Source organism: Sulfitobacter brevis (assembly GCF_900112755.1).
GTDB classification, from domain to species: domain Bacteria; phylum Pseudomonadota; class Alphaproteobacteria; order Rhodobacterales; family Rhodobacteraceae; genus Sulfitobacter; species Sulfitobacter brevis.
Window position 1 is genome coordinate 157,098 of the sequence record NZ_FOMW01000008.1, and the last position, 21,602, is coordinate 178,699.

The following is a 21,602-nucleotide window of genomic DNA, read 5'->3' on the forward strand; positions in this document are numbered from 1 at the left end:
ACAAATAGCAACATAACAAAAAGCTCAGGCGCCGCTTCGGGGAAGGGCGCCTGAGCAAGTGATTGGTTTTGTGTCACCTTATGACAGATTAGTTTGTGCAGGGGATCGGGATCTCGACCACTTCGGCACCGCGGCGTGTCCGAATTGTGCAGACCTTCTTCTGTGCAACTTCTGCTTTCACTTCCTGTGTGGCGATACCGAGCAACGAACGTTGGTCAACTTCGATGGCAGAGGCGATGGTATCATCCTCGGCGCCGACAAGGGACAAAGACAGTCTGCCGGTGGATTGTGCCTGAGCCAGCCCAGCGACCTGCTGGGGGCTGATGGCGACAGTTACAGTGCGAGCGATGTTCGCTTCATTCATCTGGCCGCCCGCGCTTTGGTCGATCGCAATCAGCTTGATGCCCGCTTCAATCAGCTTGGTCACGTCGCTGTTGTCACGACCGACATTCACGCGGCCTGTCCAGTAGATATCGACCTTATCGCCGGGGCGTAGGAAGCCCGAAACACCGCTGGAGACGTCGACCTTGATCGTGAAAGCACGCTTGCCACGTTCAAGGCGCGAGGTCAGGCCGGTGTCTTCACCAGGTTCGGTGACCTTCAGCGCCATAATGGCTTCGTCTTTCTCAATGGCGCGCAGGACAACACGCAACTCGTCAGTGTTTTCAGGAAACAAAGCTACCTCTTCTAAAAAGGATCCCTCGGGAATGGCATTTTCAGGCCATGCGACGGGGCGAACATCTTCGCGGGTGAGGCGCTGGCCGTATTTGAGGGGGCTTTTCGCAACGAACACCGTAACAGTCGGCACAACCTGCGCCAAGGCTGCTTGGGCTTGCGCGTTTGCCATCTGATACTGCGCGATCCGGTCCTTGGCCAGATATACGGCACCACCGGCAAGGGCGATGCCTACCAGAAGAACCAATCCAAATACCATACGCATGTGTCATACCTCTTTGAGTTTCTATGCCAGTCGCTGGGGGCTGGCTGCGGTTAATTTTTTTCCTTCATACTGGCCAACTTGGGCCATTTTTCGCCAAAAAATTGGCAAAATGAGGGAAAGTTCGGATCACATAAATCCGATGTTGATCGCGGTTGGCGCATCGGACAACCGGTTTTACCGTCCCCCTAAGCGGAGGGATAACTGGTCTAAGAAAAGGCCGACACCGGCCTTTAACAGCGTTATTCGCCGACTGCGCGATCGGATATATATGTCTGCGTTTTTACAGCCAAGCTGTCTGAATTCTCTTTCAGACTGACCGTTGCGATTGCTGCGAGCGAGACGATGGCTGCGGTCAACACGACCCAATCAACCGTCACGGCGCCCTCTTCGTCACCGACAAATGCTAATAAACTTATCATCATCATTTTACTCTCAATCCTCGGTTCAGCTTAATGGTGTGACAGAAAAGGGCTGCATCATTCGCTTACAATGCAGCCCCAAATTCTGTTAGATTAACTCAAGTCGAGATTTAGCCGCCGGAAGTATCAGCAGGGGCGTCAGCAGGACCACGGGTTCCGAGATAAGTCGCTGTCTTGCCTGTCAGATCTTCTGCGCCTTCTTTGATCGAGGAATAAGCAGCAACGGCCAGGCCAACAACAGCAGCGGTCAAAACGACCCAGTCAACAGTCACGGCGCCACACTCATCGTTACGGAAGTTTTTGATAAAGTTCATCATGGTATGTCCCTCCAAGGATCATCAGGTTTTAAAGTCTAACCCTGTCGTCCGTCTGGCACCGTCTCTCTCAGTTGAGTGCCTGTCCGACTTGGTATGAACATATATAGCCCTCTGATTGGGGCATGAATTTGGCGGCAAATGCGGCATTTCGCGTTCCCCCCACACTTTTTACGAACAAAATAGCAACCTTATGATTTCACTCACTTTATAATTTAACATATCGTTGGCCGCGTCGAAAATGCGGGGTTTGCAGCGCCAAATGTGTCAAAACTGCCATTATTGATGCCTTGATTTGCTGGTTTGAAGGGTGCTTTTGTGAGACATTCCTTCGCAGAGGCGCGCCAAGCGCACGGAAATGAGCAGGCAGGCATGCATAATATAATCAGCTATACGCTTTTGGCGGGGTTGATCGCCGTTGGACCCACCTTTGCCGAGGTCCCCGCGCCATTCCCCGAGTTTACCTCCAAACGGGTCAAGCCACCCAAAGCAGGCCAAAAGCGTATCACCATCCAGATCGACCCCACTGTTCAGCTTAAAGCGACACCGGCCGCCGTTGCCGTGCCGTCGGGTGCGATCGTGCCCAAGGCACCGGGCAGCTATGACTGGTTCTGGGAAAAGGTCTCGCCCGAGGCCGCGCAGTCTGGTCCCGGCAGGTTGGAGGTGGCGATGACCACGCTTGCGGCCGCGACAAACCGTGTCGCCAGCCCGCGCATGCAGCAGATGCAAGATATCGCCCGCGCCAACGGGATCGACATTCTACGCGCGACAATCGGCACACAGGTCTCTCCGGCGCTGGTGCTCGCGGTGATCTCGGTTGAATCCTCAGGCCGTCATGATGCGGTCAGCGGGGCAGGGGCGCAGGGGTTGATGCAATTGATGCCCGACACGGCCAGCCGCTTTGGCGTGACCGACAGCCTCGCACCGACCCAGAATATCACTGGCGGTGTGAAATACCTGAACTGGCTGATGGAAGAGTTTAACCGCGATCCGATCTTGGTGCTCGCGGGATATAATGCGGGCGAAGGCTCGGTGCGCAAACATGCAGGCGTGCCGCCCTTCGCAGAAACCCGCGACTATGTACCAAAAGTGTTGGCAGCGTTCCAGGTGGCCAAGGGGCTGTGCCAGACGCCGCCCGAACTGATCAGCGATGGCTGTGTCTTTGTCGCGATGAACTGAACGCGACAAGGATGCCTATACCTTAAAGACATCTGCCCATTCAGGGTGACGGCGGCGCATTGCATTAACGAAGGGGCAAAGCGGCACAATCACAAAGCCTTCGGCGCGGGCATCGGCGACCAACCGTTCCACCAGCGCCCGTGCCCGCAAGCGCCTCGGGCACTTCGGTGTGGTCGGCAATCACCTGCGTCGGGCCTAACTGCGAATAGGTAAGTTCCGCCGCGTGGTCCTCACGGGTCAGCACATAGCGCCCTTTGCTGCCCGTAACCTCGCGGCGGATATCTTCTTTAGACAATGGTGGCTTCCGTCGCGGCGCGCAGCTCTTCTTCCGAAACGCCATCCGCACATTCAACGATCCGCAATCCGCCTTCAACCACATCGAGCACACCAAGATTGGTGATGATGCGGTCTACCACAGCTTTGCCCGTCAACGGCAGGGTGCATTCCTTCAGCAACTTGCTGTCGCCATGCTTGCTGGTGTGATCCATGACCACGATCACGCGGCCCACGCCCGCAACCAGATCCATCGCACCGCCCATACCTTTGACGAGCTTCCCCGGAATCATCCAGTTTGCCAAATCACCGTTCTGCGCCACTTCCATCGCACCAAGGATCGCCGCAGCGATCTTGCCGCCACGGATCATTCCAAAGGATGTCGCGGAATCGAAATAGGCCGTGCGGTTCAATTCGGTGATGGTCTGTTTGCCCGCATTGATCAGGTCAGGGTCTTCGTCACCTTCAATAGGGAAAGGGCCCATCCCCAACATCCCGTTCTCCGACTGCAGGGTAATATCCTTGTCGCCGACATAGTTCGCCACCAGCGTCGGAATACCGATGCCAAGGTTCACATACATGCCGTCTTCAAGCTCTTGTGCCGCGCGTGCGGCCATCTGGTTGCGATCCCAAGCCATTATGCGTCCTCCCGCTTGCGGGTTGTCCGCTGCTCGATACGTTTCTCATGCGTGCCCTTGATGATCCGGTGCACATAGATGCCCGGCAGGTGGATTGCATCGCCGTCCAATTCGCCGCGCGGTACAATCTCTTCGACTTCGGCGATACAGATTTTGCCACACATTGCAGCGGGTGGATTGAAATTGCGCGCCGTCTTGCGGAACACGAGGTTGCCGGTATCATCGGCCTTCCACGCTTTTACGATGCTCAGATCAGCGACGATCCCGCGCTCAAGGATGTAATCCTGACCGTCGAAGTTCTTCACTTCTTTACCTTCGGCGATCTGGGTGCCGACACCGGTTTTTGTGTAGAAACCGGGAATGCCACAACCGCCCGCGCGCATCCGCTCGGCCAAAGTGCCCTGCGGGGTGAACTCAAGCTCAAGCTCGCCGCTGAGGTATTGGCGCATGAACTCGGCGTTTTCGCCCACATAAGACGAGATCATCTTTTTGACCTGCCGCGTTTGCAAAAGAATGCCAATGCCGAAATCATCGACGCCTGCATTGTTGGATGCGAAGGTCAGGTTCTTGGCCCCGCTCTCCTTGATCGCCTGCAAAAGTAGTTCTGGAATGCCGCAAAGGCCAAAGCCGCCCGCTGCGATCAGCATCCCGTCAGAAAGGACACCCTCGAGCGCATCGGCGGCGGAATCATAGACTTTTTTCATGAAAGTTCTCCGTACCTGTCGGGTACAGTTTCTGACCCCCGACGTAGAGGAAGTCAATTGCATGCGCCTGCCAACGTCATCGACGTGCGAATGGGGCGAACGATCTCTGATCCGCCCCCGTATTCCTAGAACGCAAATATTTCGAGAGTTCCGGGAGCAGAGCCCCCGTTCCAGTGCTTCAGTTATCCCAAGCCAGAATATTAACTGATGCCAGCCCTCAGATAATCCGAACCTGCGTGCCAATCGGCGCGATCTGGTAGAGCGATTCAACCATCCGGTTATACAGGCCGATACACCCGTCCGAGCTCTGACGCCCGATCTTGCGGGTATCGTGAGTGCCGTGAATCAAATAGGCGGGCCAGCTGAGGTACATCGCGTGGGTGCCAAGCGGATTATCAGGGCCGGGCGGCATATATTTCAGTGTTGGATCGCGCTCGACCATCGATTGGGTCGGCGTCCAGTCGGGGCCAACGCGTTTGCGCACGATTTTGGTATAGCCGCGCTTGGTCAGCTCGTCGGTGCGCGGCACGGAGGTCGGATAGATGTTATAGGTCTGGCCGTCCCCGCTCCAGAAATGCAGCGCGCGGCTGGTAGTGTCGGCGACAATCGCGGCCTTGCCCAATGTCTCGAAGTGGTCCTGCCATTTCTGGCTGGTAAAGCTTGTGGCGTTGCGGCGCACGCCCAGTACTTCATCAGATTCAGTAGATTGCGCGCGCAGGATCGCAGGGGCAAATGCGAATGCACCTGCGCCCACGATCAGCCCGCGTCGGGAAAATTTATGCTCTGCCATCAACTTGCTCCGCTTTTACGTGGTTATCTCCCCGAGGGGTCGCAAACTTGGGCAAGTGATGCAAATCACATATTCATGATCTGAAATGTGATATTGTGATCGTCATTCTTCAGACTTTGCAGCAGGCTTTTTAGTTGCTGCCTTTTTAGCGGGGGCTTTCTTGGCAGGCGCCTTTTTAGCTGCCGCTTTCTTGGCAGGGGCTTTATTCGCCGCAGCCTTCTTCGGCGCGGCTTTCTTTGCTGCCTTACGCTTGGCCGGAGATTTCGCCAGCTTTTCCTCAATCAACTCAACCGCGCGTTCCATTGTCAGGTCCGCAGGTTCAATCTCTTTCGGAATCGTCGCGTTGACCTTTTCCCACTTCACGTAAGGGCCGTATTTGCCCTCCATGATATTGACCGCGCCGCCCATATCAGGGTGATCGCCCATTTCGCGGATCGGCGGGGCCGCTTTACCGCGCCCGCCACGGCTGGCGACCTTTTCGGCGAGCAGCTGCACTGCGCGGTTCATCCCGACGGAAAAAACCTCGTCCAGCCCCTCCAGGTTGGCATTGGTGCCGCCACGGTCCGATGTGCTTTCGGCGTGTTTGATATAGGCGCCATAGCGCCCGATATTGGCCCAGACCATTACGCCGTCTTCGGGGTGCGGACCAATCTCGCGGGGCAGGGACAACAGGCGCACGGCGGCCTCAAGCTCCAGCTCCTCGGCGGGCCATTCTTTCGGTACAGACTGGCGTGGCGGCTTTTTGTTTTCTTCCGTCATCGGGCCGCGCTGCACATAGGGGCCAAAGCGCCCTTTGAATACGCGGATCTCGTCTCCCATGTCCTCGCCGAGCAATTTGCCATCGGGCGAGATCGCACTGGCCTCGGCCTCAGGATCGGGTGGGCCGAAGGGGCGGGTATAGCGGCACTCGGGATAATTCGAGCAGCCGATAAAAGCACCACCCGAGCGTGCCGTGCGCATCGACAGCCGCCCTGCGCCGCAGTTCGGACAGAGACGCGGATCGCCACCATCTTCGGTGGCAGGGAATAGATGCGGCTCCAGCACCTCGTTGATCTTTTCCAAGACCTCGGTAATGCGCAAATCGGCTGTTTCGGCAATCGCCGCCGAGAAATCGCGCCAGAACCGGCTGAGCACGTCTTTGTAGTTGGCATCCGCCGCGCTGACCTTATCAAGCTGGTCTTCAAGATCGGCGGTGAAATCATAACCGACATAGCGGCGGAAATAGTTTTCAAGGAATGCCGTGACCAAACGCCCCTTGTCCTCGGGGATCAGGCGGTTGCCTTCCTTGCGGACATATTCGCGGTCCTGAATCGTTGTAACGATGCTGGCATAGGTCGAGGGGCGCCCGATGCCGAGTTCTTCCATCCGCTTGACCAGCGTCGCTTCTGTATAGCGCGGCGGCGGCTGGGTGAAATGCTGCTCGGGCGTGACGGCGCGTTTGTCCATCTTGTCGTCTTTGCTGATCTGCGGCAGGCGCTTGTCGTCGTCATCCACCACATCATCGTCGCGGCCTTCCTCATAAACCTTGAGGAAACCGTCAAACAGTACGACCTGTCCGGTGGCGCGCAAGCCGACCTGACCATCCTTCGCGCCGACCTCGACGGTGGTCCGCTCCATCCGTGCCGATTCCATCTGGCAGGCCAGCGTGCGCTTCCAGATCAGATCATAAAGCTTGGCCTGATCAGGCTCGAGCTTCAGTGACGCCGCATCGCGGGTCATCTCGGTCGGCCGGATACATTCGTGCGCTTCTTGCGCGTTCTTGGCTTTGTTTTTGTAAATGCGCGGCTGGTCGGGCACATAGTCAGCGCCAAACCGTTCCTTGATTGCATCGCGAGCCATGACCACGGCCTCGGGCGCCATATCGATGCCATCGGTCCGCATATAAGTGATGTGGCCCGCTTCATAAAGCCGCTGTGCGGTGCTCATGGTCTGGCGCGCACCCATGCCAAACTTGCGGCTGGCTTCTTGTTGCAGGGTCGAGGTCATAAATGGCGCCGAGGGATTGCGGCTGGCGGGTTTCGCCTCAACCGAGGTCACGCTCAGATCGCGGCTAGTGATCGCTTGCACAGCCATTTCGGCTTGCGTCTGGTTGCCCAAATCAAATTTATCGAGCTTTTTGCCCGCTAGCGTGACCAGCCGCGCTTCGAATTCCTGACCGCGCGGTGTGGCCAGCAGTACCTTGACCGACCAGTATTCACGGTTGCGGAACGCTTCGATCTCCATCTCGCGCTCGACGATGATGCGCAGGGTGACCGATTGCACGCGCCCGGCGGATTTTGCACCCGGCAGCTTGCGCCACAGCACGGGGCTGAGGTTGAAGCCCACCAGATAATCGAGCGCGCGGCGGGCCAGATAGGCCTCCACCAGCGGCATGTCGACTTGGCGCGGGTTCTTCATCGCTTCGGTCACGGCGTTTTTGGTGATCGCATTGAACACCACGCGGCTCACCGGCGTGTCTTTCTTGATCGATTTGCGCTTGGTCAGGGCTTCCTGCAAATGCCAGCTGATCGCTTCACCTTCGCGGTCAGGGTCAGTCGCGAGGATCAGTTCGTTGTCTTTCGCCAGCGCATCGGCGATGGCTTTGACGTGTTTTTTACTGTCGCTCGCGATCTCCCAGAGCATTTCGAAATCGCGCTCGGGATCGACGGAGCCATCTTTGGGTGGCAGGTCGCGGACATGACCGTAGGAGGCCAAAACGGTATAATTGTCCCCAAGATATTTATTGATCGTCTTTGCCTTGGCGGGCGATTCGACTACAACAACTGGCATAGAAAATAAGACCTTACTAAAATGGGGCAGGCAGTTCGTGCGGTGTCACATGTGGGATGGTGGCGGTGATTGTCAATGCATCAGACGCGCCGCCGGGCTGTTGGTGCATCTTGTCAGCCCCCTGCAATGGCCCGAAAGCGGCCTTTTAGAAACGGTATCTGGCACCCGTTTGGCGGGTGGTGAGCAGGCCACCGACATGGACAGATGCGACGACAGTACAGGAGAGGAGTGTTAAATAGTGCGGGTCAGTAGGCCGCCCGGGCGGCGGATTACGTGGCCCTCAAGCTCCAGATCCATTAACGCGGGGGCAACTTCGGCCGCTGGCGCGCGCAGATCCCGGATCAATTGGTCCTCCGCTATAGGAGAGGCACCGAGCAGTGACAGTATTCGTTTGTGAAGGTCCGCGAGTGAGCGTGGTTTGGGAGAGGGCGTGGCAGTAGGCGTAGCAGCAGGCATGGCTGCGCCGCGTGATTGTGCGCGCGCTTGCGGATGTGTTTCCCCCTCAGTCCCGATAACCTCCAGCACATCGCGTGCCGTACGGACCAGCATTGCCCCGTCGCGGATCAGCATATTGCAGCCTGAGGACCGCGCATCCAGCGGATGTCCCGGAACTGCCATCACTTCGCGGCCCTGATCCAGCGCGTCGCGGGCAGTGATCAGGCTGCCGGACCGCGCTGCCGCCTCAATGACAATGGTGGCGCGGCTGAGGCCGGAGATGATCCTGTTGCGGCGCGGGAAATGTCGTGCTGTTGGTTGCAGACCCATCGGTTGCTCCGAAAGGCGCAGGCCCTGTTCCGCGATCTGATGTGCCAGAACGGTGTTTTCAACCGGATACATTACGTCAACGCCGCCAGCTTGTATCGCAATGGTGCCCGTATCCAGCGCCGCCAGATGCGCGGCGGCATCAATGCCGCGTGCCAAGCCCGAGACAACGACCATTCCAGCCGTTCCCAAATCGCTCGCCAGCGACCGCGCCATACGCATTCCTAACGAGGAAGCATTGCGCGCCCCGACCAGCGAGATCATTGGCCGCGTCAGCAGCGCCGTATTTCCAATGGCCCACAAAAAGGGCGGGGCATCATCGAGTTCGGACAGGATCTCGGGTAGGGGGCTTCGCCGCGCAACAGTAATTTCGCACCAGCGGCCCGCGCGGACCTTAATTCCGCGTGAATAACCCCCTCGGGGCAGGCCTTGTAACCGGAGACACCCGCCGCCTGTGCCACTTGCGGCAATGCACGCAAGGCCTCGCGGGCTGAGCCGTGCTCTGACAGCAGCCTGTTGAAGGTCACAATACCCACACGGTTGGATCGCAACAGGCGGAGACGGGCAAACTGTTCGTCTTCCGGGGTGGGTGGGATTGGGGGGTGATTGGAAGAAGGATGTAGGTCCTTGTCAGTCACGCCCTGTCTCCGCCTGGTGCAGAATCAGGTATAGAAGTTGTTGGTTAACAAGACCTGAACAATTTCAGGACAATTTACATGTCCCTCAAGCCGCTGGTCACGCCGCAGCTCCTCCGACCGTCAATCCGCCAATCATCAAGGTTGGCTGACCGACGCCCACGGGCACCCACTGGCCTTGCTTGCCGCAATTGCCCATGCCGGGGTCAAGGGCCGGATCATTACCGATGGCGCGGATTTGCTGCAACGCAGTCGCGCCGTCACCGATCAATGTCGCCCCTTTGACGGGGGCGCCGACCACACCATTCTGCACGCGGTAGGCTTCGGTGCAGGAGAACACGAACTTGCCGTTGGTGATATCCACCTGACCGCCGCCAAAGCCCACGGCATAGATGCCATCCTTCAGCCCCGCTACAATGTCGCCGGGTGCGGTATCGCCGCCCAACATATAGGTATTGGTCATCCGCGGCATCGGAATATGCGCATAGGACTGCCGCCGCCCGTTGCCAGTGCTTTCAACGCCCATCAGGCGGGCGTTCTGACGGTCCTGCATATAGCCGACCAACACGCCGTCTTCGATCAGTACATTGCGGCGCGAAGCGGTGCCTTCGTCGTCCACCATGATCGAGCCGCGCCGGTCGGGGATCGTGCCATCATCCAGCACAGTCACGCCTTTAGCGGCGATCTGTTGGCCCATCAATCCGGCAAAAGCACTGGAGCCCTTGCGGTTGAAATCACCCTCTAGCCCGTGGCCAATGGCCTCGTGCAGCAAAATGCCGGGCCAGCCGGGGCCAAGTACCACGTCCATCACGCCCGCAGGGGCAGGCACAGCGTCGAGGTTTACCAGCGCGATGCGCAGCGCCTCACGCACCTTGCCTTGCCAGTGTTCGGGCGCCAGCATGCCATCAAGTGCGATGCGGCCGCCGCCGCCCACACCACCGCTTTCACGGCGTCCGTCCTGCTCGACGATGACCGAGACATTCACCCGCGTCATGGGGCGGATATCGCGGACCGAGCCGCCTTCGGGGCGGAGTATCTCGATCTCCTGCAGGCTCGCGGCGATGGTCGCGCTGACCTGCACCACCCGTTTGTCCAAGGCCCGCGCAAAATCGTCGATCTCGCGCAGGGTCTCGACCTTGACGCCAAAGGCAGCCCCGGCAATCGGGTCCTGATCACTGTAAAGCCTGACATTGGTGCCCTTGGGCGCATCCGCCCATGTGCCGCCGCCATCGCCCACGGCGAGGCGCGCGGTTTCGCTGGCACGGCGCAGGGCGGCCTCAGAGATTTCGGTGGAGTGGGCGTAACCCGCGACCTCGCCCCGCACAGCGCGCAGCCCGAACCCTTCTGAGGCGTCATAGCTCGCATTTTTAATGCGTCCGTCATCAAAAGTCAGCGCTTCTGAGCGGTGACGCTCGAAAAACAACTCGCCATCGTCGGCTCCGGCGACGGCATCGCGCAGGATGCGCAGGGCGCTGTCACGGTCCAGATTTGTGCCCAAAGGGGCAAAGGCGCTGCTGCTCATCGTAATAATACCTCATCTTGATGCCACAAAATCGCGTGTCGCGTCTGTTTGACGCAACCGGATGGCTTTATCTTGTGATCAGAATATGATTGTAAGCAGACAGGAATTCAACGGCAGGCTACGCCGCGCGCACCGCCAACGCCGAATCGTAAACAGGCTTTGGTCACAAGATCAGGACGACACATGAAAAAACTTCTCTCCCTTAGCGGTCTGATGACCGGACTTGCGGCACTGCCGGTCATGGCGCAGGAAAATCTGCGGATCGACGGGCTTGAAACGGTCGGCAGACCGATTGACGGCAAAATGGGCTTCCAGCCCGCCGTGACGCGCGTCGCCCAAGACATCCACGATCTGGACTATCTGCTTTTGGTGGTTTGCACCGTGATCACCCTGTTCGTGACCGGTTTGATCCTCTGGATCGTCGTTCGCTATAACAAGAAGCGCAACCCGACTGCTGCTGCCTTTACCCACCACACCCCGATCGAGATTGCATGGACGCTTGTTCCGATCCTGATCCTGCTGCTGATCGGTGCCTATTCGCTGCCGATCCTGTTCCGCCAGCAAGAGATTCCGACGGCTGACATCACGATCAAAGCGACAGGCAACCAGTGGTACTGGACCCATGAATATGTCGACGAAGGCTTTGGCTTTGACAGCTACATGATCGGCGCACCTGCCACGATGACCGCCGAAGACGAAGAGGCCGGCGGCGTTGCCCATGTCTTAAACGACGCGATGGTCGCCAAGCTTGAGCGAGCCGGCTACGCCCGCGAAGACTTCCTGCTGGCCACCGATACCTCCGTTGTTCTGCCTGTAGGCAAGACAGTGGTCGTGCAGGTGACCGGTGCCGATGTGATCCACGCTTGGACGATCCCCGCTTTCGGCGTCAAACAAGACGCGGTTCCCGGTCGTCTGGCAGAGTTGTGGTTCAAGCCCGAGCGTGAAGGCGTGTACTACGGCCAGTGCTCCGAGCTTTGCGGTCAGGCACACGCCTATATGCCGATCACTGTGAAAGTCGTCTCCGAAGAGGCCTATGCCGAATGGCTGGGCAAGGCGAAGGCCGAATACGCAGGTATCGACCAGCCGCTAACGGTTGCGTCCAAGTAATCTTCGTGGACCGAAGGGCAGGGCGCTTTGCCCGCCCTTCGGATCACAAAGCCGAACACTGTCGCGGGGGGACCCCCTCGCGCCTAGCCTTTTGAAAGCTTCGCAAGGTGGACGATCTGTCTGCTCCAGAAACAAAGCGAGGGTGCGGGATGACCGACATCACTAATACACCAGCAATGGAATACGAGGCACAGTTGGGGGATTATTTCGCCCTGCTAAAGCCGCGCGTGATGTCACTGGTGGTGTTCACCGCACTCGTCGGCATGTTGGCGGCCCCCGTGGGCGTGCATCCCGTCGTTGGTTTTGCATCGATTTTGTTTATCGCCATCGGGGCTGGCGCCTCGGGCGCGCTTAATATGTGGTGGGACGCTGATATCGACGCGATCATGCGCCGCACGCAAAGTCGTCCGATCCCCTCGGGCCGCGTCCAACCCGGTGAGGCGCTGGCACTCGGTGTGGCACTTTCCGGTATGGCGGTGGTGATGCTCGGACTGGCGGCTAACCTGCTGGCTGCTGGGATGTTGTTATTTACCATTCTGTTTTATGCCGTGTTCTATTCCATGTGGCTTAAGCGTGCGACCCCACAGAACATCGTCATCGGTGGCGCCGCCGGTGCCTTCCCGCCGGTGATCGGCTGGATCGTGGCAACGGGCAGCTTTTCTGTCGAAGCATGGCTGATGTTCGCGCTGATCTTCATGTGGACCCCGCCGCACTTCTGGGCGCTGGCACTGTTCATGCGCTCTGACTACGACGATGCAGGTGTGCCGATGCTGACCGTGACCCACGGTCGCCCCGCTACCCGCCGCCATATCCTTGCCTATACCGTTTTGCTGGTAGTCCTTGCTGTCGGCACTGCCTTTTCCGCGATTGGCGGCTGGGTCTATCTGGCGACCGCGCTGGTGCTCAACGCGCTCTTCCTGCTCGGTGCCTACCGGATCTGGCAACGCGACGAGGTTGATGCCGAGGCCGACAACTATGCAGTTGAGCGCAAGTTCTTCCGCCTGTCACTCTATTACCTGTTCCTGCATTTCGGCGCGATCCTGATCGAAGGCAGCCTGCGGGCATGGGGCATCAGCGCGCCGCTTTCACTGGGGTGGTTCTGATGGCGATCCGTAAGGAACATGAAATTCACACGCGTCGGCGGGGCCGCAATGTTGGCGTCGGCCTGATGCTGGCCGGGTTCGTGGTGCTGGTTATGGTGCTGACCTTCGTCAAGATCACCAGCACCGATTTTACCAACGCCCCCGGCACCCCTTCGCTTCCAGCGGCGACCAAGGGGACAAACTGATGCCCTTGACCGGACCCCAGAAGACCGTAGCCCAAACCGTGAGCGTAGTCGTGCTTATGGGCGGGCTGGCTTGGGCCTCGGTGCCGTTTTATGACTGGTTCTGCCGTGTTACCGGCTTTGGTGGCGTGCCCGGTCAAGTGGCGCAGGGGTCTGACGAGATTCTCGACGAAACCATCAAAGTGCGCTTTGACGGATCGTTGAATGCAGGCATGCCGTGGGAGTTCAAACCCGTCGTGCGCGAGATGGAACTGCGCATTGGCGAAACCGGACTGGCCTTCTACGAGGCTTACAATCCGACCAACCGCCCCATTGCAGGGCAGGCGAGCTATAACGTGACCCCCTATGCGGCGGGCGCGTTTTTCGAGAAGATCGACTGCTTTTGCTTTACCGAACAGGTGCTCGCCCCCGGTGAGCGCGTGATGATGCCGGTCAGCTTTTACGTTGACCCAGAAATCGTAAATGACCGTGACGGGAAGTTTGTGCATTCCATCACACTGTCTTATACGTTTTACCAAATCGACCTGCCCGAGGGCTATGCCGCCCTTGATCAGGAAACAACAACAAACCTGAATTGACACTGGTGAGGGACGCCGCGACATGGCCCATGCAAAGAACCACGATTACCATATTCTGACACCTTCCAGCTGGCCGCTGCTTGGCTCGCTTTTCGGCGTTGTCATGTTGTTTGGCGCCGTCCTATGGATGCACGCCATCACGCCCTTCGTCTTCCTCGCGGGCTTTGTCGGCGTGCTATACGTCATGTTCGGCTGGTGGCGCGAAGTCGTGATCGAAAGCCATGTTGGCGATCACACCGGCGTTGTGCAGATCGGCCTGCGCTACGGCTTTATCCTGTTCATCATGTCCGAAGTGATGTTCTTCGTCGCGTGGTTCTGGACCTTCTTCAAACAGGCGATGTACCCGATGAACGAATACGCCGGGTCCGAATATGTCCCGCCGGTATTCGATCCAGTCAATGCCTTTGAACTGCCGCTGATCAACACGCTGATCCTGCTGCTGTCGGGTTGTGCGGTGACATGGGCGCACCACGCGCTGGTGCATGAAAACAACCGCAAGGACCTGATCACCGGTCTGGCGATCTCCATTGTGCTGGGCGTGTTCTTTACCGCGCTGCAGGCTTACGAATATGGCGAATTGCTGCTGCACCACGATTGGAAATTTGGCGAGGATGCGTTCTTCTCGGCGTTCTTCATGGCCACCGGCTTTCACGGGTTCCACGTCGTGATCGGCACGATCTTCCTCACGGTCTGCCTGATCCGCGCAATCCGCGGTGATTTCACCCCCGAGCAGCACGTCGGTTTCGAGGCCGCAGCTTGGTACTGGCACTTTGTTGATGTGGTCTGGCTGTTCTTGTTCTTCGCCGTCTACGTCTGGGGTGTTCCATCCTGATCTTGCGGGCTTGCATCCGCGCCCGCAGTCACTAAAACCCTCAAACGCGCGAAGCCTAGCGGTCTCGCGCGTTTTCCTTTGACCAAAGACGTGATGATGCGCCGGACACTGTTCCTTTTGATTGTTGGCCTTGGCGGTGCCGCCATTCTGCTGGCGCTTGGCGTTTGGCAAGTGCAGCGGCTGGCGTGGAAACAGCAGATCATCCAGACCATCGAAAGCCGCATCGCCGCCGATCCCGTGGCCTTGCCCGCAGCGCCTGACGCGGAGGCAGACGCTTACCGCCCCGTTGCTGTTCAAGGCACGCTCGGCACCGGCGCATTGCATGTGCTGGTCTCGCAAAAAGAAACCGGTGCTGGCTACCGCGTCATCGCGCCGTTGTCGCTAGGCGAGGGCCGGATGATCATGGCCGATCTTGGTTTTGTGCTGGCCGCTGACAAAGCCAGCGTCGCGCCATCCGGCCCCGTCACTCTGACCGGCAATCTTCAATGGCCGCAAGAGGTCGATGGATTCACTCCTGCACCGGATATCCAAGGCAACATCTGGTTCGCCCGCGATGTCCCCGCGATGGCCGAGGTGCTTGGCACCGAACCCACGCTGGTCGTCGCACGCCGGATCGAGCCTGCCATTGCGGGGCTGAGTCCGCTGCCCGTGGCCACAGCCCGCATCCCCAACGATCACTTGCAATACGCCATTACATGGTTCTCTCTGGCCGCGATCTGGCTGGCCATGTCGATCATGTTCCTGCGCCGCCGCCGCGCTCCCCAAACGAAAGGCTGACCCATGCGTTACATCTCCACCCGTGGCACGGCTCCTGTCCTGAGCTTTGAAGAGGCGATGCTGACAGGGCTGGCCCGCGATGGCGGCCTTTACGTGCCCGAAACCATCCCGACGCTTAGCCGCGACGAGATCGCCGGTATGGCAGGGCAATCCTACGAAGAAGTCGCCTTTACCGTCATGCGCCCTTTCATCGGCGATACTTTCACGGACGACGAATTTCGCGATCTGATCACCAAAGCCTACGCATGTTTTGGCCACTCCGCCCGTGCGCCAATGGTGCAACTTGCGCCCAACCATTTCCTGCTCGAGCTGTTCCACGGTCCCACATTGGCGTTCAAAGACTTCGCCATGCAGTTGATCGGCCAGATGTTCCAGAAAGCACTGGGTCGCAAAGGGGATCGTGTCACCATCGTCGGCGCCACTTCTGGCGATACCGGCTCTGCCGCGATCGAAGCGTTTCGCGGGCTGGATAATGTCGATGTCTTCATCCTCTACCCGCATGGCCGCGTCAGCGAGGTGCAGCGCCGCCAGATGACCACGCCAAGCGAATCCAACGTCCACGCGCTTGCTGTTGATGGCGATTTCGACGATTGCCAAGCGCGCCTGAAAGACATGTTCAACGACTTCGAGTTCCGTGACGGCGTCAAGCTCGCCGGTGTAAATTCGATCAACTGGGGCCGCGTGTTGGCGCAGGTGGTCTACTACTTTACCGCCGCTGTCTCGCTTGGCGCGCCGGACCGCGAGGTCAGCTTTACCGTACCTACCGGCAACTTCGGCGACATATTCGCAGGCTATATTGCCAAGCGTATGGGCCTGCCGATTGCCGATCTGGTGGTCGCGACCAACCAGAACGACATTCTTGACCGCTGCCTCAAGGGCCAAGGCTATCATAAGGGCGAGGTGCACGCCTCTATCAGCCCGTCGATGGACATTCAGGTTTCCTCCAATTTCGAACGTGCTCTGTTTGATGCCTACGAGCGCGATGGCAATGCTGTGGCGCAACTGATGGCTGAGCTGGGGCAGGGCGGCTTTGACGTCTCCCAAGGTGCGATGCAGGCGCTGCAAGATCTTTATCGCTCGGGCCGCGCCTCCGAGGCAGAAACAACCGAGACCATCGCGCAACTGCACACAACCACCGGCGAGCTGCTGTGCCCGCATTCCGCGGTCGGTGTGAAGGTCGCAGAAGACCAGCGCGATCCGTGTGTGCCGATGGTGACGCTGGCCACCGCTCACCCTGCCAAATTCCCCGATGCTGTGGAAAACGCCACTGGCATCCGCCCGGGCCTGCCGTCGCGCATGGCCGACCTGTTTGACCGCCCCGAACGTGTGACCCGTGTGGCCAACGATCTTGAAGCGCTTAAAACCCATATCAGAAAGGCGCTCGCATGAGCCTGAACCACCACCGTCTTTCCAACGGCTTCCGCATCGTCACCGAACACATGCCCGGACTGGCCTCGGCCTCTATCGGGATTTGGGTCAATGCTGGCGGACGTCATGAGACGCCCAACCAAAACGGCATCGCGCATTTTCTTGAGCATATGGCTTTCAAGGGCACCGCGCGCCGCACCTCGCTGCAAATTGCCGAGGCGATCGAAGATGTGGGCGGTTATATCAACGCCTATACCTCGCGCGAAGTCACTGCCTATTACGTGCGGGTTCTGGAAAATGACGTGGCGTTGGGGCTTGATGTGATTGCCGATATCTTGCGCAATCCGATCCTTGATGACAGCGAGATCGAGGTCGAGCGCGGTGTGATCCTGCAAGAAATCGGTCAGGCGCTTGATACGCCAGATGACGTGATATTTGACTGGTTGCAGGAAGAAGCCTATCCGGACCAGCCCATCGGGCGTACCATTCTCGGCCCCGCAGAACGGGTCTCGGCCTTCAACCGCGAAGACCTGAAAACCTTCATCGCTGATCATTACGGCCCCGAACAAATGATCCTCTCGGCGGCGGGCGCCGTTGACCACGACCAGATTGTGAAACTGGCCGAAGAGCTTTTTGGCGATATGCCCGCCAAACCGCTGTTCGAAGTCGATGTCGCACGGTTCAGAGGGGGCGAGATGCGGCAGGTGAAAACGCTGGAGCAAGCCCACTTCGCGCTTGGCTTTGAGTCCCCCGGTTACCGCGCCGAAGACATCTATATCGCCCAGATTTACGCCTCGGCGCTCGGCGGCGGCATGTCGTCACGGCTGTTCCAGGAAATCCGCGAAAACCGTGGCCTGTGCTATACGATCTTTGCCCAAGCAGGCGCCTATGCTGACACGGGCATGATGACGATCTACGCCGGCACTTCTGCCGAACAGCTGCCCGATCTTGCTGGCATCACCATCGACGAGATGAAACGCGCCGCCAGTGATATGTCTCCTGCCGAGGTCGCCCGCGCCCGTGCGCAGATGAAGGCAGGCCTGTTGATGGGGCTGGAGAGCCCGTCAAACCGTGCCGAACGTCTGGCCCGTCTGATGCAGATCTGGGACCGTATTCCGCCGCTGGAAGAAACCATCGCACAAATCGACGCGGTCACCACCGGCGACGTGCGCGATTTTGCCCAGACCATGGCCGCTACCGCCCCCGCCGCTTTGGCGCTTTACGGTCCGGTCGAGGGTGCCCCGACTCTGGCCCAGCTTCAGGAGCGTCGCGCCGCCTGATGCTGCTCCTGAAACGCAAACTCAAGGTCGAGACGGAGCGGCTGACCCTGCGTCCGCCAATCCACTCAGACTTTCGGGCGTGGACAGCGTTGAGGACCAACAGCGAGAACTTCCTCACGCCGTGGGAGCCGACATGGGCTGCCGATCATCTAACCCGCAAGGCGTTTACCAATAGAGTCTACTGGGCGCAGCGGTCGGTCTCGGCGGGAACCGCGATGCCGCTCTTCCTGATCCGCCGCAGCGATCAAACGCTCATCGGTGCCATCACCCTCGACAATATTCGCCGCGGTCCGGCCCAAGCGGGCACTCTGGGATATTGGACAGGTGCACCCTTTGCCCGCCAAGGTTTCATGCGCGAAGCCATCGAAGCGGTGGTGCACCAAGCCTTCAACCGCCTAGATCTGTCGCGGATTGAAGCTGCTTGTCTGCCAGAGAACGCTGCCTCGCGCGGCTTGTTGGAAAAATCGGGCTTCAAATACGAGGGCGTCGCTCAAAGCTATCTGCAAATCGATGGCCGCTGGCGCACCCACGTCCTCTATGCCGCCTTGCGCAAAGACCGTCGCGGCAAATCCGAAGCAGGTTAAGCCCTCTTTTGGGCGTTAAATATCCCACGGGGGCGTGGGGGTGTGCCTCCCCCTACAAACATCTTAAAGTCGCGGCTCCTCATCGCGAACTATCCTCAACCTCACTTCCCGCTCAGATCATCCCTTGCATCCGCCCCCTAGCCGCAGGATCAATACACACATGAACTTGAACCCTGCTGATAGCGCCTTTGCCGCACGCCTCTCCGCCGATCTCGGTCCTGATATCCTGCGTCCCGCCGAGGCACGCTACCTCGAGGAACCGCGCGGTCTCTATGCAGGCCAGCAAGGTCTGCTGGCCCTGCCGCGTGATACGGCCGAGGTCGCGACCCTCATTTGCCACGCCAATGACGCCCGCGTCGCGGTGATCCCTTATGGCGGGGGCACGGGACTGGTCGGCGGGCAGGTCATGCCCGAAGGTCCGACACCGCTGATCGTGTCATTGGAACGAATGAATCGCCTGCGCGGCACATATCCGCAGGAAAACACCTTGATCGCCGAAGCCGGGATGATCCTCGCCGATGTTCAGGCCGCCGCCGAGGCAGCCGACCGGCTTTTCCCGCTGTCATTGGCTGCCGAAGGCTCGGCGCGGATCGGCGGAAATCTGGCGACCAACGCGGGCGGTACCGGCGTGCTGCGCTATGGCAATGCCCGCGACCTCTGTCTGGGGTTGGAGGCCGTACTGCCGGACGGGAAAATCTGGAACGGGCTGACCCGCCTGCGCAAGAACAATACCGGCTATGATCTGCGCCATCTGCTGATTGGCGCCGAAGGAACGCTCGGCATTATTACCGCTGCAGCTCTCAAACTCTTTTCGCCGCCCGCCCAAACCGGCACAGCGCTTATGATTGTCGACAGCCCCGCCGCCGCTTTGGCGCTATTGGCGCAGGCCCGCAGCCAGTTGGGCGAGATGGTCAGCGCCTTCGAATTGATGCATCGCCAAGGCTACGACTTCCTCGCCGAAAAACTCCCCGAAATTCGCCAGCCGTTTGACGCGCCACCAGAGTGGAGCGTTTTGATCGATGTCGGTGTCAGCGGTGGCATTAATCCATCGGAAGCGCTCGAAACCCTGTTTGCCAGTGGCATGGAGGCGGGCTTGGTCCACGACGGACTGATCGCGCAAAACCGCCAACAGGCTGATGATTTCTGGCGGATCCGGGAAATGATCCCCGAGGCAAACCGGCTCATCGGCTCGGTTTCGAGCCACGATATCTCGGTGCCGCTCGGGGCGCTGGCTGACTTCATCAAACAAGCGGGTGCACGCGTCGCCGCAATCGGGGATTTTCGCATCAATTGCTTTGGCCATGTTGGCGATGGCAACCTACACTACAATGTCTTTCCACAGGTGGGCAAAGCCCGCGACGAGCATGATGGCCAGCGCGATGGCATCAAACGCGCGGTGCATGATCTTGTCGATGAACTTGGCGGCTCGGTCAGTGCCGAACACGGTATCGGGCGGGTCAAGGTCGGCGATCTGGAGCGCTACGGTGATCCGGCGAAACTGTCGGCAATGCGCGCTATCAAAGCGGCGCTTGATCCAAACGGCATTATGAACCCCGGTGCGGTTCTGCGCGCAGGGTAAGGGAAGAGGGCGCGCCTCTTCCCTGTGAGGCTTAGTTTAGTGGCCGTCGAAGGCGCACAAAGCGTTCACTTCCATGCCCATCGCCTCCAACCGCTTGCGGCCACCAAGTTCTGGCAGATCAATGATAAACGCGGTCGAGACGATCTCTCCGCCCAAGCGTTCGATCAACTTGATGCCCGCCTCGGCTGTGCCACCGGTGGCCAGCAGGTCATCGACCACCAGCACCTTTTCACCGGGTTTGATGGCGTCGTCGTGAATTTCCACGATTGCCTCACCGTATTCCAGTTTGTAATCCTGACTGATTGTCCGCCCGGGCAGCTTGCCCTTCTTGCGGATCGGGACAAACCCCACCGAGAGTTGGTGCGCAATCGCGCCGCCGAGGATAAATCCGCGTGCCTCCAGCCCCACCACTTTATCAATGTCGATACCCGCATAGGGATGCAACATCTGGTCAATCGCCATGCGAAACCCACGCGGATCGGCGAAAAGCGTGGTCACGTCGCGAAACATGATCCCTTCGTGCGGGAAATCGACGATGGTGCGGATGTAGTCCTGAACCTGTTTCATGAGGGGGCTCCTGCGCGCAAAGGCAATGATCGTTAAACGCCGCAAAGGCGCCAAAACAGTGAATGACAGGTAAACCAAATGACAGCATCGCCCGACGGGACGCAACCGCGAATTTCGCTAGCAGAGCCCGGGGCGCTGACCGTTTAGCCCTTCAGCGGAGCATCGGTCTTGATTCGACGCAGCACAACATTGGTCTGGGCCGAGTTCACCGCGGGTTGGGTAAACAAAAACCCTTCGAGAAAATCGTTATAGGCCTCGATGTCGCGGCAGATCACCCGCAGGTGATAGTCGGCCTGACCGGTGGTGGCATAGCAATCTGTGACCTCGTCACGGCCCAACACGGCCTTGATAAACCGCTCCAGCGCGGGGGCGTCATGGCGCGTTAGATGCACATGCACGATGGCCTCGAAACTCAGCCCCATCTTGGCCGGATCGACGACAGCGGCATAGCGGGTGATCACCCCCGCATCCTCCAACGCCTTGACCCGCCGCCAACAGGCCGAGGCGGAAATGTTTAACCGCTCCGCCAGTTGCGCATTGGGCAGGCGCGAATCTTGTTGCAGCAGCAAAAGCAGTGTGGTGTCAGTCGCGTCCATATCGGGCCTTTGGTGAATTTTTCCGTTGTGCGTTCCAATTGAGAAATGTTTACCCGATAGTCAGGCGTAGGGCTACAGGAATAGATGCGTAAATCCACCAATGG

Annotated in this window: 21 protein-coding genes and 2 pseudogenes; 11 read left to right on the plus strand and 12 right to left on the minus strand. The window is 59.0% G+C overall.

What is annotated here, in order from left to right:
- Nucleotides 1–88: 88 nt before the first annotated feature.
- The 3 genes from cpaB to BM174_RS12525 all read right to left on the minus strand — a co-directional run bounded on the left by cpaB (nucleotide 89) and on the right by BM174_RS12525 (nucleotide 1,676).
- A complete protein-coding gene (cpaB, locus tag BM174_RS12515) occupies nucleotides 89–940 on the minus strand; it encodes a Flp pilus assembly protein CpaB (protein WP_093924196.1) in 852 nt (283 codons plus the stop codon).
- A 239-nt stretch (nucleotides 941–1,179) separates the two neighbouring features.
- Nucleotides 1,180–1,365, minus strand: coding sequence for a hypothetical protein (locus BM174_RS12520; protein ID WP_342742064.1), 186 nt, complete (start codon nucleotides 1,363–1,365; stop codon nucleotides 1,180–1,182).
- Nucleotides 1,366–1,469: 104 nt separating this feature from the next.
- Nucleotides 1,470–1,676: a hypothetical protein gene (locus BM174_RS12525; RefSeq protein ID WP_093924197.1), complete on the minus strand. Its 207-nt coding sequence runs from the start codon at nucleotides 1,674–1,676 to the stop codon at nucleotides 1,470–1,472.
- A gap of 369 nt (nucleotides 1,677–2,045) precedes the next feature.
- Here BM174_RS12525 and BM174_RS12530 point away from each other — a divergent pair, with 369 nt between their 5' ends.
- Nucleotides 2,046–2,852: a lytic transglycosylase domain-containing protein gene (locus BM174_RS12530; protein WP_177209475.1), complete on the plus strand. Its 807-nt coding sequence runs from the start codon at nucleotides 2,046–2,048 to the stop codon at nucleotides 2,850–2,852.
- Between the two features lie 15 nt (nucleotides 2,853–2,867).
- Here BM174_RS12530 and BM174_RS21740 read toward each other — a convergent pair.
- From BM174_RS21740 to tldD, 7 genes and pseudogenes are all read right to left on the minus strand, one after another.
- Nucleotides 2,868–3,231 (minus strand): annotated as a pseudogene (locus BM174_RS21740) (GNAT family N-acetyltransferase).
- The gene (locus BM174_RS12540; protein ID WP_093924198.1) at nucleotides 3,140–3,763 is read right to left on the minus strand and encodes a 3-oxoacid CoA-transferase subunit B; all 624 of its coding nucleotides are present in this window, start codon (nucleotides 3,761–3,763) and stop codon (nucleotides 3,140–3,142) included. Before BM174_RS12540 ends, BM174_RS21740 begins: the two are co-directional and overlap by 92 nt.
- Nucleotides 3,763–4,467 carry a CoA transferase subunit A gene (locus BM174_RS12545; RefSeq protein WP_093924199.1) on the minus strand — a complete coding sequence of 235 codons (705 nt, stop codon included), beginning with the start codon at nucleotides 4,465–4,467 and terminating at the stop codon, nucleotides 3,763–3,765. Before BM174_RS12545 ends, BM174_RS12540 begins: the two co-directional genes overlap by 1 nt.
- Nucleotides 4,468–4,684: 217 nt before the next feature.
- Nucleotides 4,685–5,257 (minus strand): L,D-transpeptidase, encoded by a 573-nt coding sequence (locus tag BM174_RS12550; protein ID WP_093924200.1) that lies wholly within the window; start codon nucleotides 5,255–5,257, stop codon nucleotides 4,685–4,687.
- A gap of 102 nt (nucleotides 5,258–5,359) precedes the next feature.
- Nucleotides 5,360–8,026 carry a type I DNA topoisomerase gene (topA, locus tag BM174_RS12555; RefSeq protein ID WP_093924201.1) on the minus strand — a complete coding sequence of 889 codons (2,667 nt, stop codon included), beginning with the start codon at nucleotides 8,024–8,026 and terminating at the stop codon, nucleotides 5,360–5,362.
- A 231-nt stretch (nucleotides 8,027–8,257) separates the two neighbouring features.
- Nucleotides 8,258–9,426: pseudogene (gene dprA / locus BM174_RS12560) on the minus strand (DNA-processing protein DprA).
- Between the two features lie 97 nt (nucleotides 9,427–9,523).
- Nucleotides 9,524–10,945 carry a metalloprotease TldD gene (tldD, locus tag BM174_RS12565; RefSeq protein WP_093924202.1) on the minus strand — a complete coding sequence of 474 codons (1,422 nt, stop codon included), beginning with the start codon at nucleotides 10,943–10,945 and terminating at the stop codon, nucleotides 9,524–9,526.
- Between the two features lie 183 nt (nucleotides 10,946–11,128).
- On the opposite strand from tldD, the gene coxB reads away from it, so the two are divergent.
- The 10 genes from coxB (at nucleotide 11,129) to BM174_RS12615 (ending at nucleotide 20,335) form a co-directional block, all read left to right on the plus strand.
- Complete coding sequence (coxB, locus tag BM174_RS12570) at nucleotides 11,129–12,052, plus strand: cytochrome c oxidase subunit II (RefSeq protein WP_093924203.1); 924 nt, start codon at nucleotides 11,129–11,131, stop codon at nucleotides 12,050–12,052.
- A 149-nt stretch (nucleotides 12,053–12,201) separates the two neighbouring features.
- A complete protein-coding gene (gene cyoE, locus BM174_RS12575) occupies nucleotides 12,202–13,155 on the plus strand; it encodes a heme o synthase (RefSeq protein ID WP_093924204.1) in 954 nt (317 codons plus the stop codon).
- Nucleotides 13,155–13,340: a cytochrome C oxidase assembly protein gene (locus BM174_RS12580; protein ID WP_093924205.1), complete on the plus strand. Its 186-nt coding sequence runs from the start codon at nucleotides 13,155–13,157 to the stop codon at nucleotides 13,338–13,340. The genes cyoE and BM174_RS12580 overlap by 1 nt, the downstream gene beginning before the upstream one ends.
- On the plus strand, nucleotides 13,340–13,915 hold the full coding sequence (locus tag BM174_RS12585) for a cytochrome c oxidase assembly protein (protein ID WP_093924206.1): 576 nt from the start codon (nucleotides 13,340–13,342) through the stop codon (nucleotides 13,913–13,915). The genes BM174_RS12580 and BM174_RS12585 overlap by 1 nt, the downstream gene beginning before the upstream one ends.
- Nucleotides 13,916–13,937: 22 nt before the next feature.
- A complete protein-coding gene (locus BM174_RS12590; protein WP_093924207.1) occupies nucleotides 13,938–14,747 on the plus strand; it encodes a cytochrome c oxidase subunit 3 in 810 nt (269 codons plus the stop codon).
- Between the two features lie 96 nt (nucleotides 14,748–14,843).
- On the plus strand, nucleotides 14,844–15,524 hold the full coding sequence (locus BM174_RS12595) for an SURF1 family protein (protein ID WP_093924208.1): 681 nt from the start codon (nucleotides 14,844–14,846) through the stop codon (nucleotides 15,522–15,524).
- Nucleotides 15,525–15,527: 3 nt separating this feature from the next.
- Nucleotides 15,528–16,913 (plus strand): threonine synthase, encoded by a 1,386-nt coding sequence (gene thrC / locus BM174_RS12600; protein WP_093924209.1) that lies wholly within the window; start codon nucleotides 15,528–15,530, stop codon nucleotides 16,911–16,913.
- Nucleotides 16,910–18,172, plus strand: a complete 1,263-nt coding sequence (locus BM174_RS12605) for a M16 family metallopeptidase (protein WP_093924210.1) — start codon at nucleotides 16,910–16,912, stop codon at nucleotides 18,170–18,172. Before thrC ends, BM174_RS12605 begins: the two co-directional genes overlap by 4 nt.
- Nucleotides 18,172–18,756 carry a GNAT family N-acetyltransferase gene (locus BM174_RS12610; protein WP_093924211.1) on the plus strand — a complete coding sequence of 195 codons (585 nt, stop codon included), beginning with the start codon at nucleotides 18,172–18,174 and terminating at the stop codon, nucleotides 18,754–18,756. The genes BM174_RS12605 and BM174_RS12610 overlap by 1 nt, the downstream gene beginning before the upstream one ends.
- A gap of 160 nt (nucleotides 18,757–18,916) precedes the next feature.
- Nucleotides 18,917–20,335: an FAD-binding oxidoreductase gene (locus BM174_RS12615; RefSeq protein WP_093924212.1), complete on the plus strand. Its 1,419-nt coding sequence runs from the start codon at nucleotides 18,917–18,919 to the stop codon at nucleotides 20,333–20,335.
- A 36-nt stretch (nucleotides 20,336–20,371) separates the two neighbouring features.
- Here the strand turns inward: BM174_RS12615 and BM174_RS12620 are convergent, their stop codons facing one another.
- Both BM174_RS12620 and BM174_RS12625 read right to left on the minus strand, forming a co-directional pair.
- Nucleotides 20,372–20,902 (minus strand): adenine phosphoribosyltransferase, encoded by a 531-nt coding sequence (locus tag BM174_RS12620; RefSeq protein WP_093924213.1) that lies wholly within the window; start codon nucleotides 20,900–20,902, stop codon nucleotides 20,372–20,374.
- A gap of 143 nt (nucleotides 20,903–21,045) precedes the next feature.
- Nucleotides 21,046–21,498: an Lrp/AsnC family transcriptional regulator gene (locus BM174_RS12625; protein ID WP_093924214.1), complete on the minus strand. Its 453-nt coding sequence runs from the start codon at nucleotides 21,496–21,498 to the stop codon at nucleotides 21,046–21,048.
- Nucleotides 21,499–21,602: the final 104 nt, after the last annotated feature.

Bases quoted from the DNA above. Each gene is read 5' to 3' on its own strand.
- thrC (WP_093924209.1), top strand. From the start codon at position 15,528: ATGCGTTACATCTCCACCCGTGGCACGGCTCCTGTCCTGAGCTTTGAA.
- BM174_RS12545 (WP_093924199.1), bottom strand. From the start codon at position 4,467: ATGAAAAAAGTCTATGATTCCGCCGCCGATGCGCTCGAGGGTGTCCTT.
- topA (WP_093924201.1), bottom strand. From the start codon at position 8,026: ATGCCAGTTGTTGTAGTCGAATCGCCCGCCAAGGCAAAGACGATCAAT.
- BM174_RS12615 (WP_093924212.1), top strand. From the start codon at position 18,917: ATGAACTTGAACCCTGCTGATAGCGCCTTTGCCGCACGCCTCTCCGCC.
- BM174_RS12605 (WP_093924210.1), top strand. From the start codon at position 16,910: ATGAGCCTGAACCACCACCGTCTTTCCAACGGCTTCCGCATCGTCACC.
- cyoE (WP_093924204.1), top strand. From the start codon at position 12,202: ATGACCGACATCACTAATACACCAGCAATGGAATACGAGGCACAGTTG.
- BM174_RS12520 (WP_342742064.1), bottom strand. From the start codon at position 1,365: ATGATGATGATAAGTTTATTAGCATTTGTCGGTGACGAAGAGGGCGCC.
- BM174_RS12550 (WP_093924200.1), bottom strand. From the start codon at position 5,257: ATGGCAGAGCATAAATTTTCCCGACGCGGGCTGATCGTGGGCGCAGGT.
- BM174_RS12540 (WP_093924198.1), bottom strand. From the start codon at position 3,763: ATGGCTTGGGATCGCAACCAGATGGCCGCACGCGCGGCACAAGAGCTT.
- BM174_RS12620 (WP_093924213.1), bottom strand. From the start codon at position 20,902: ATGAAACAGGTTCAGGACTACATCCGCACCATCGTCGATTTCCCGCAC.
- BM174_RS12580 (WP_093924205.1), top strand. From the start codon at position 13,155: ATGGCGATCCGTAAGGAACATGAAATTCACACGCGTCGGCGGGGCCGC.
- BM174_RS12530 (WP_177209475.1), top strand. From the start codon at position 2,046: ATGCATAATATAATCAGCTATACGCTTTTGGCGGGGTTGATCGCCGTT.
- coxB (WP_093924203.1), top strand. From the start codon at position 11,129: ATGAAAAAACTTCTCTCCCTTAGCGGTCTGATGACCGGACTTGCGGCA.
- BM174_RS12610 (WP_093924211.1), top strand. From the start codon at position 18,172: ATGCTGCTCCTGAAACGCAAACTCAAGGTCGAGACGGAGCGGCTGACC.
- BM174_RS12590 (WP_093924207.1), top strand. From the start codon at position 13,938: ATGGCCCATGCAAAGAACCACGATTACCATATTCTGACACCTTCCAGC.
- BM174_RS12625 (WP_093924214.1), bottom strand. From the start codon at position 21,498: ATGGACGCGACTGACACCACACTGCTTTTGCTGCTGCAACAAGATTCG.
- cpaB (WP_093924196.1), bottom strand. From the start codon at position 940: ATGCGTATGGTATTTGGATTGGTTCTTCTGGTAGGCATCGCCCTTGCC.
- BM174_RS12585 (WP_093924206.1), top strand. From the start codon at position 13,340: ATGCCCTTGACCGGACCCCAGAAGACCGTAGCCCAAACCGTGAGCGTA.
- tldD (WP_093924202.1), bottom strand. From the start codon at position 10,945: ATGAGCAGCAGCGCCTTTGCCCCTTTGGGCACAAATCTGGACCGTGAC.
- BM174_RS12595 (WP_093924208.1), top strand. From the start codon at position 14,844: ATGCGCCGGACACTGTTCCTTTTGATTGTTGGCCTTGGCGGTGCCGCC.
- BM174_RS12525 (WP_093924197.1), bottom strand. From the start codon at position 1,676: ATGATGAACTTTATCAAAAACTTCCGTAACGATGAGTGTGGCGCCGTG.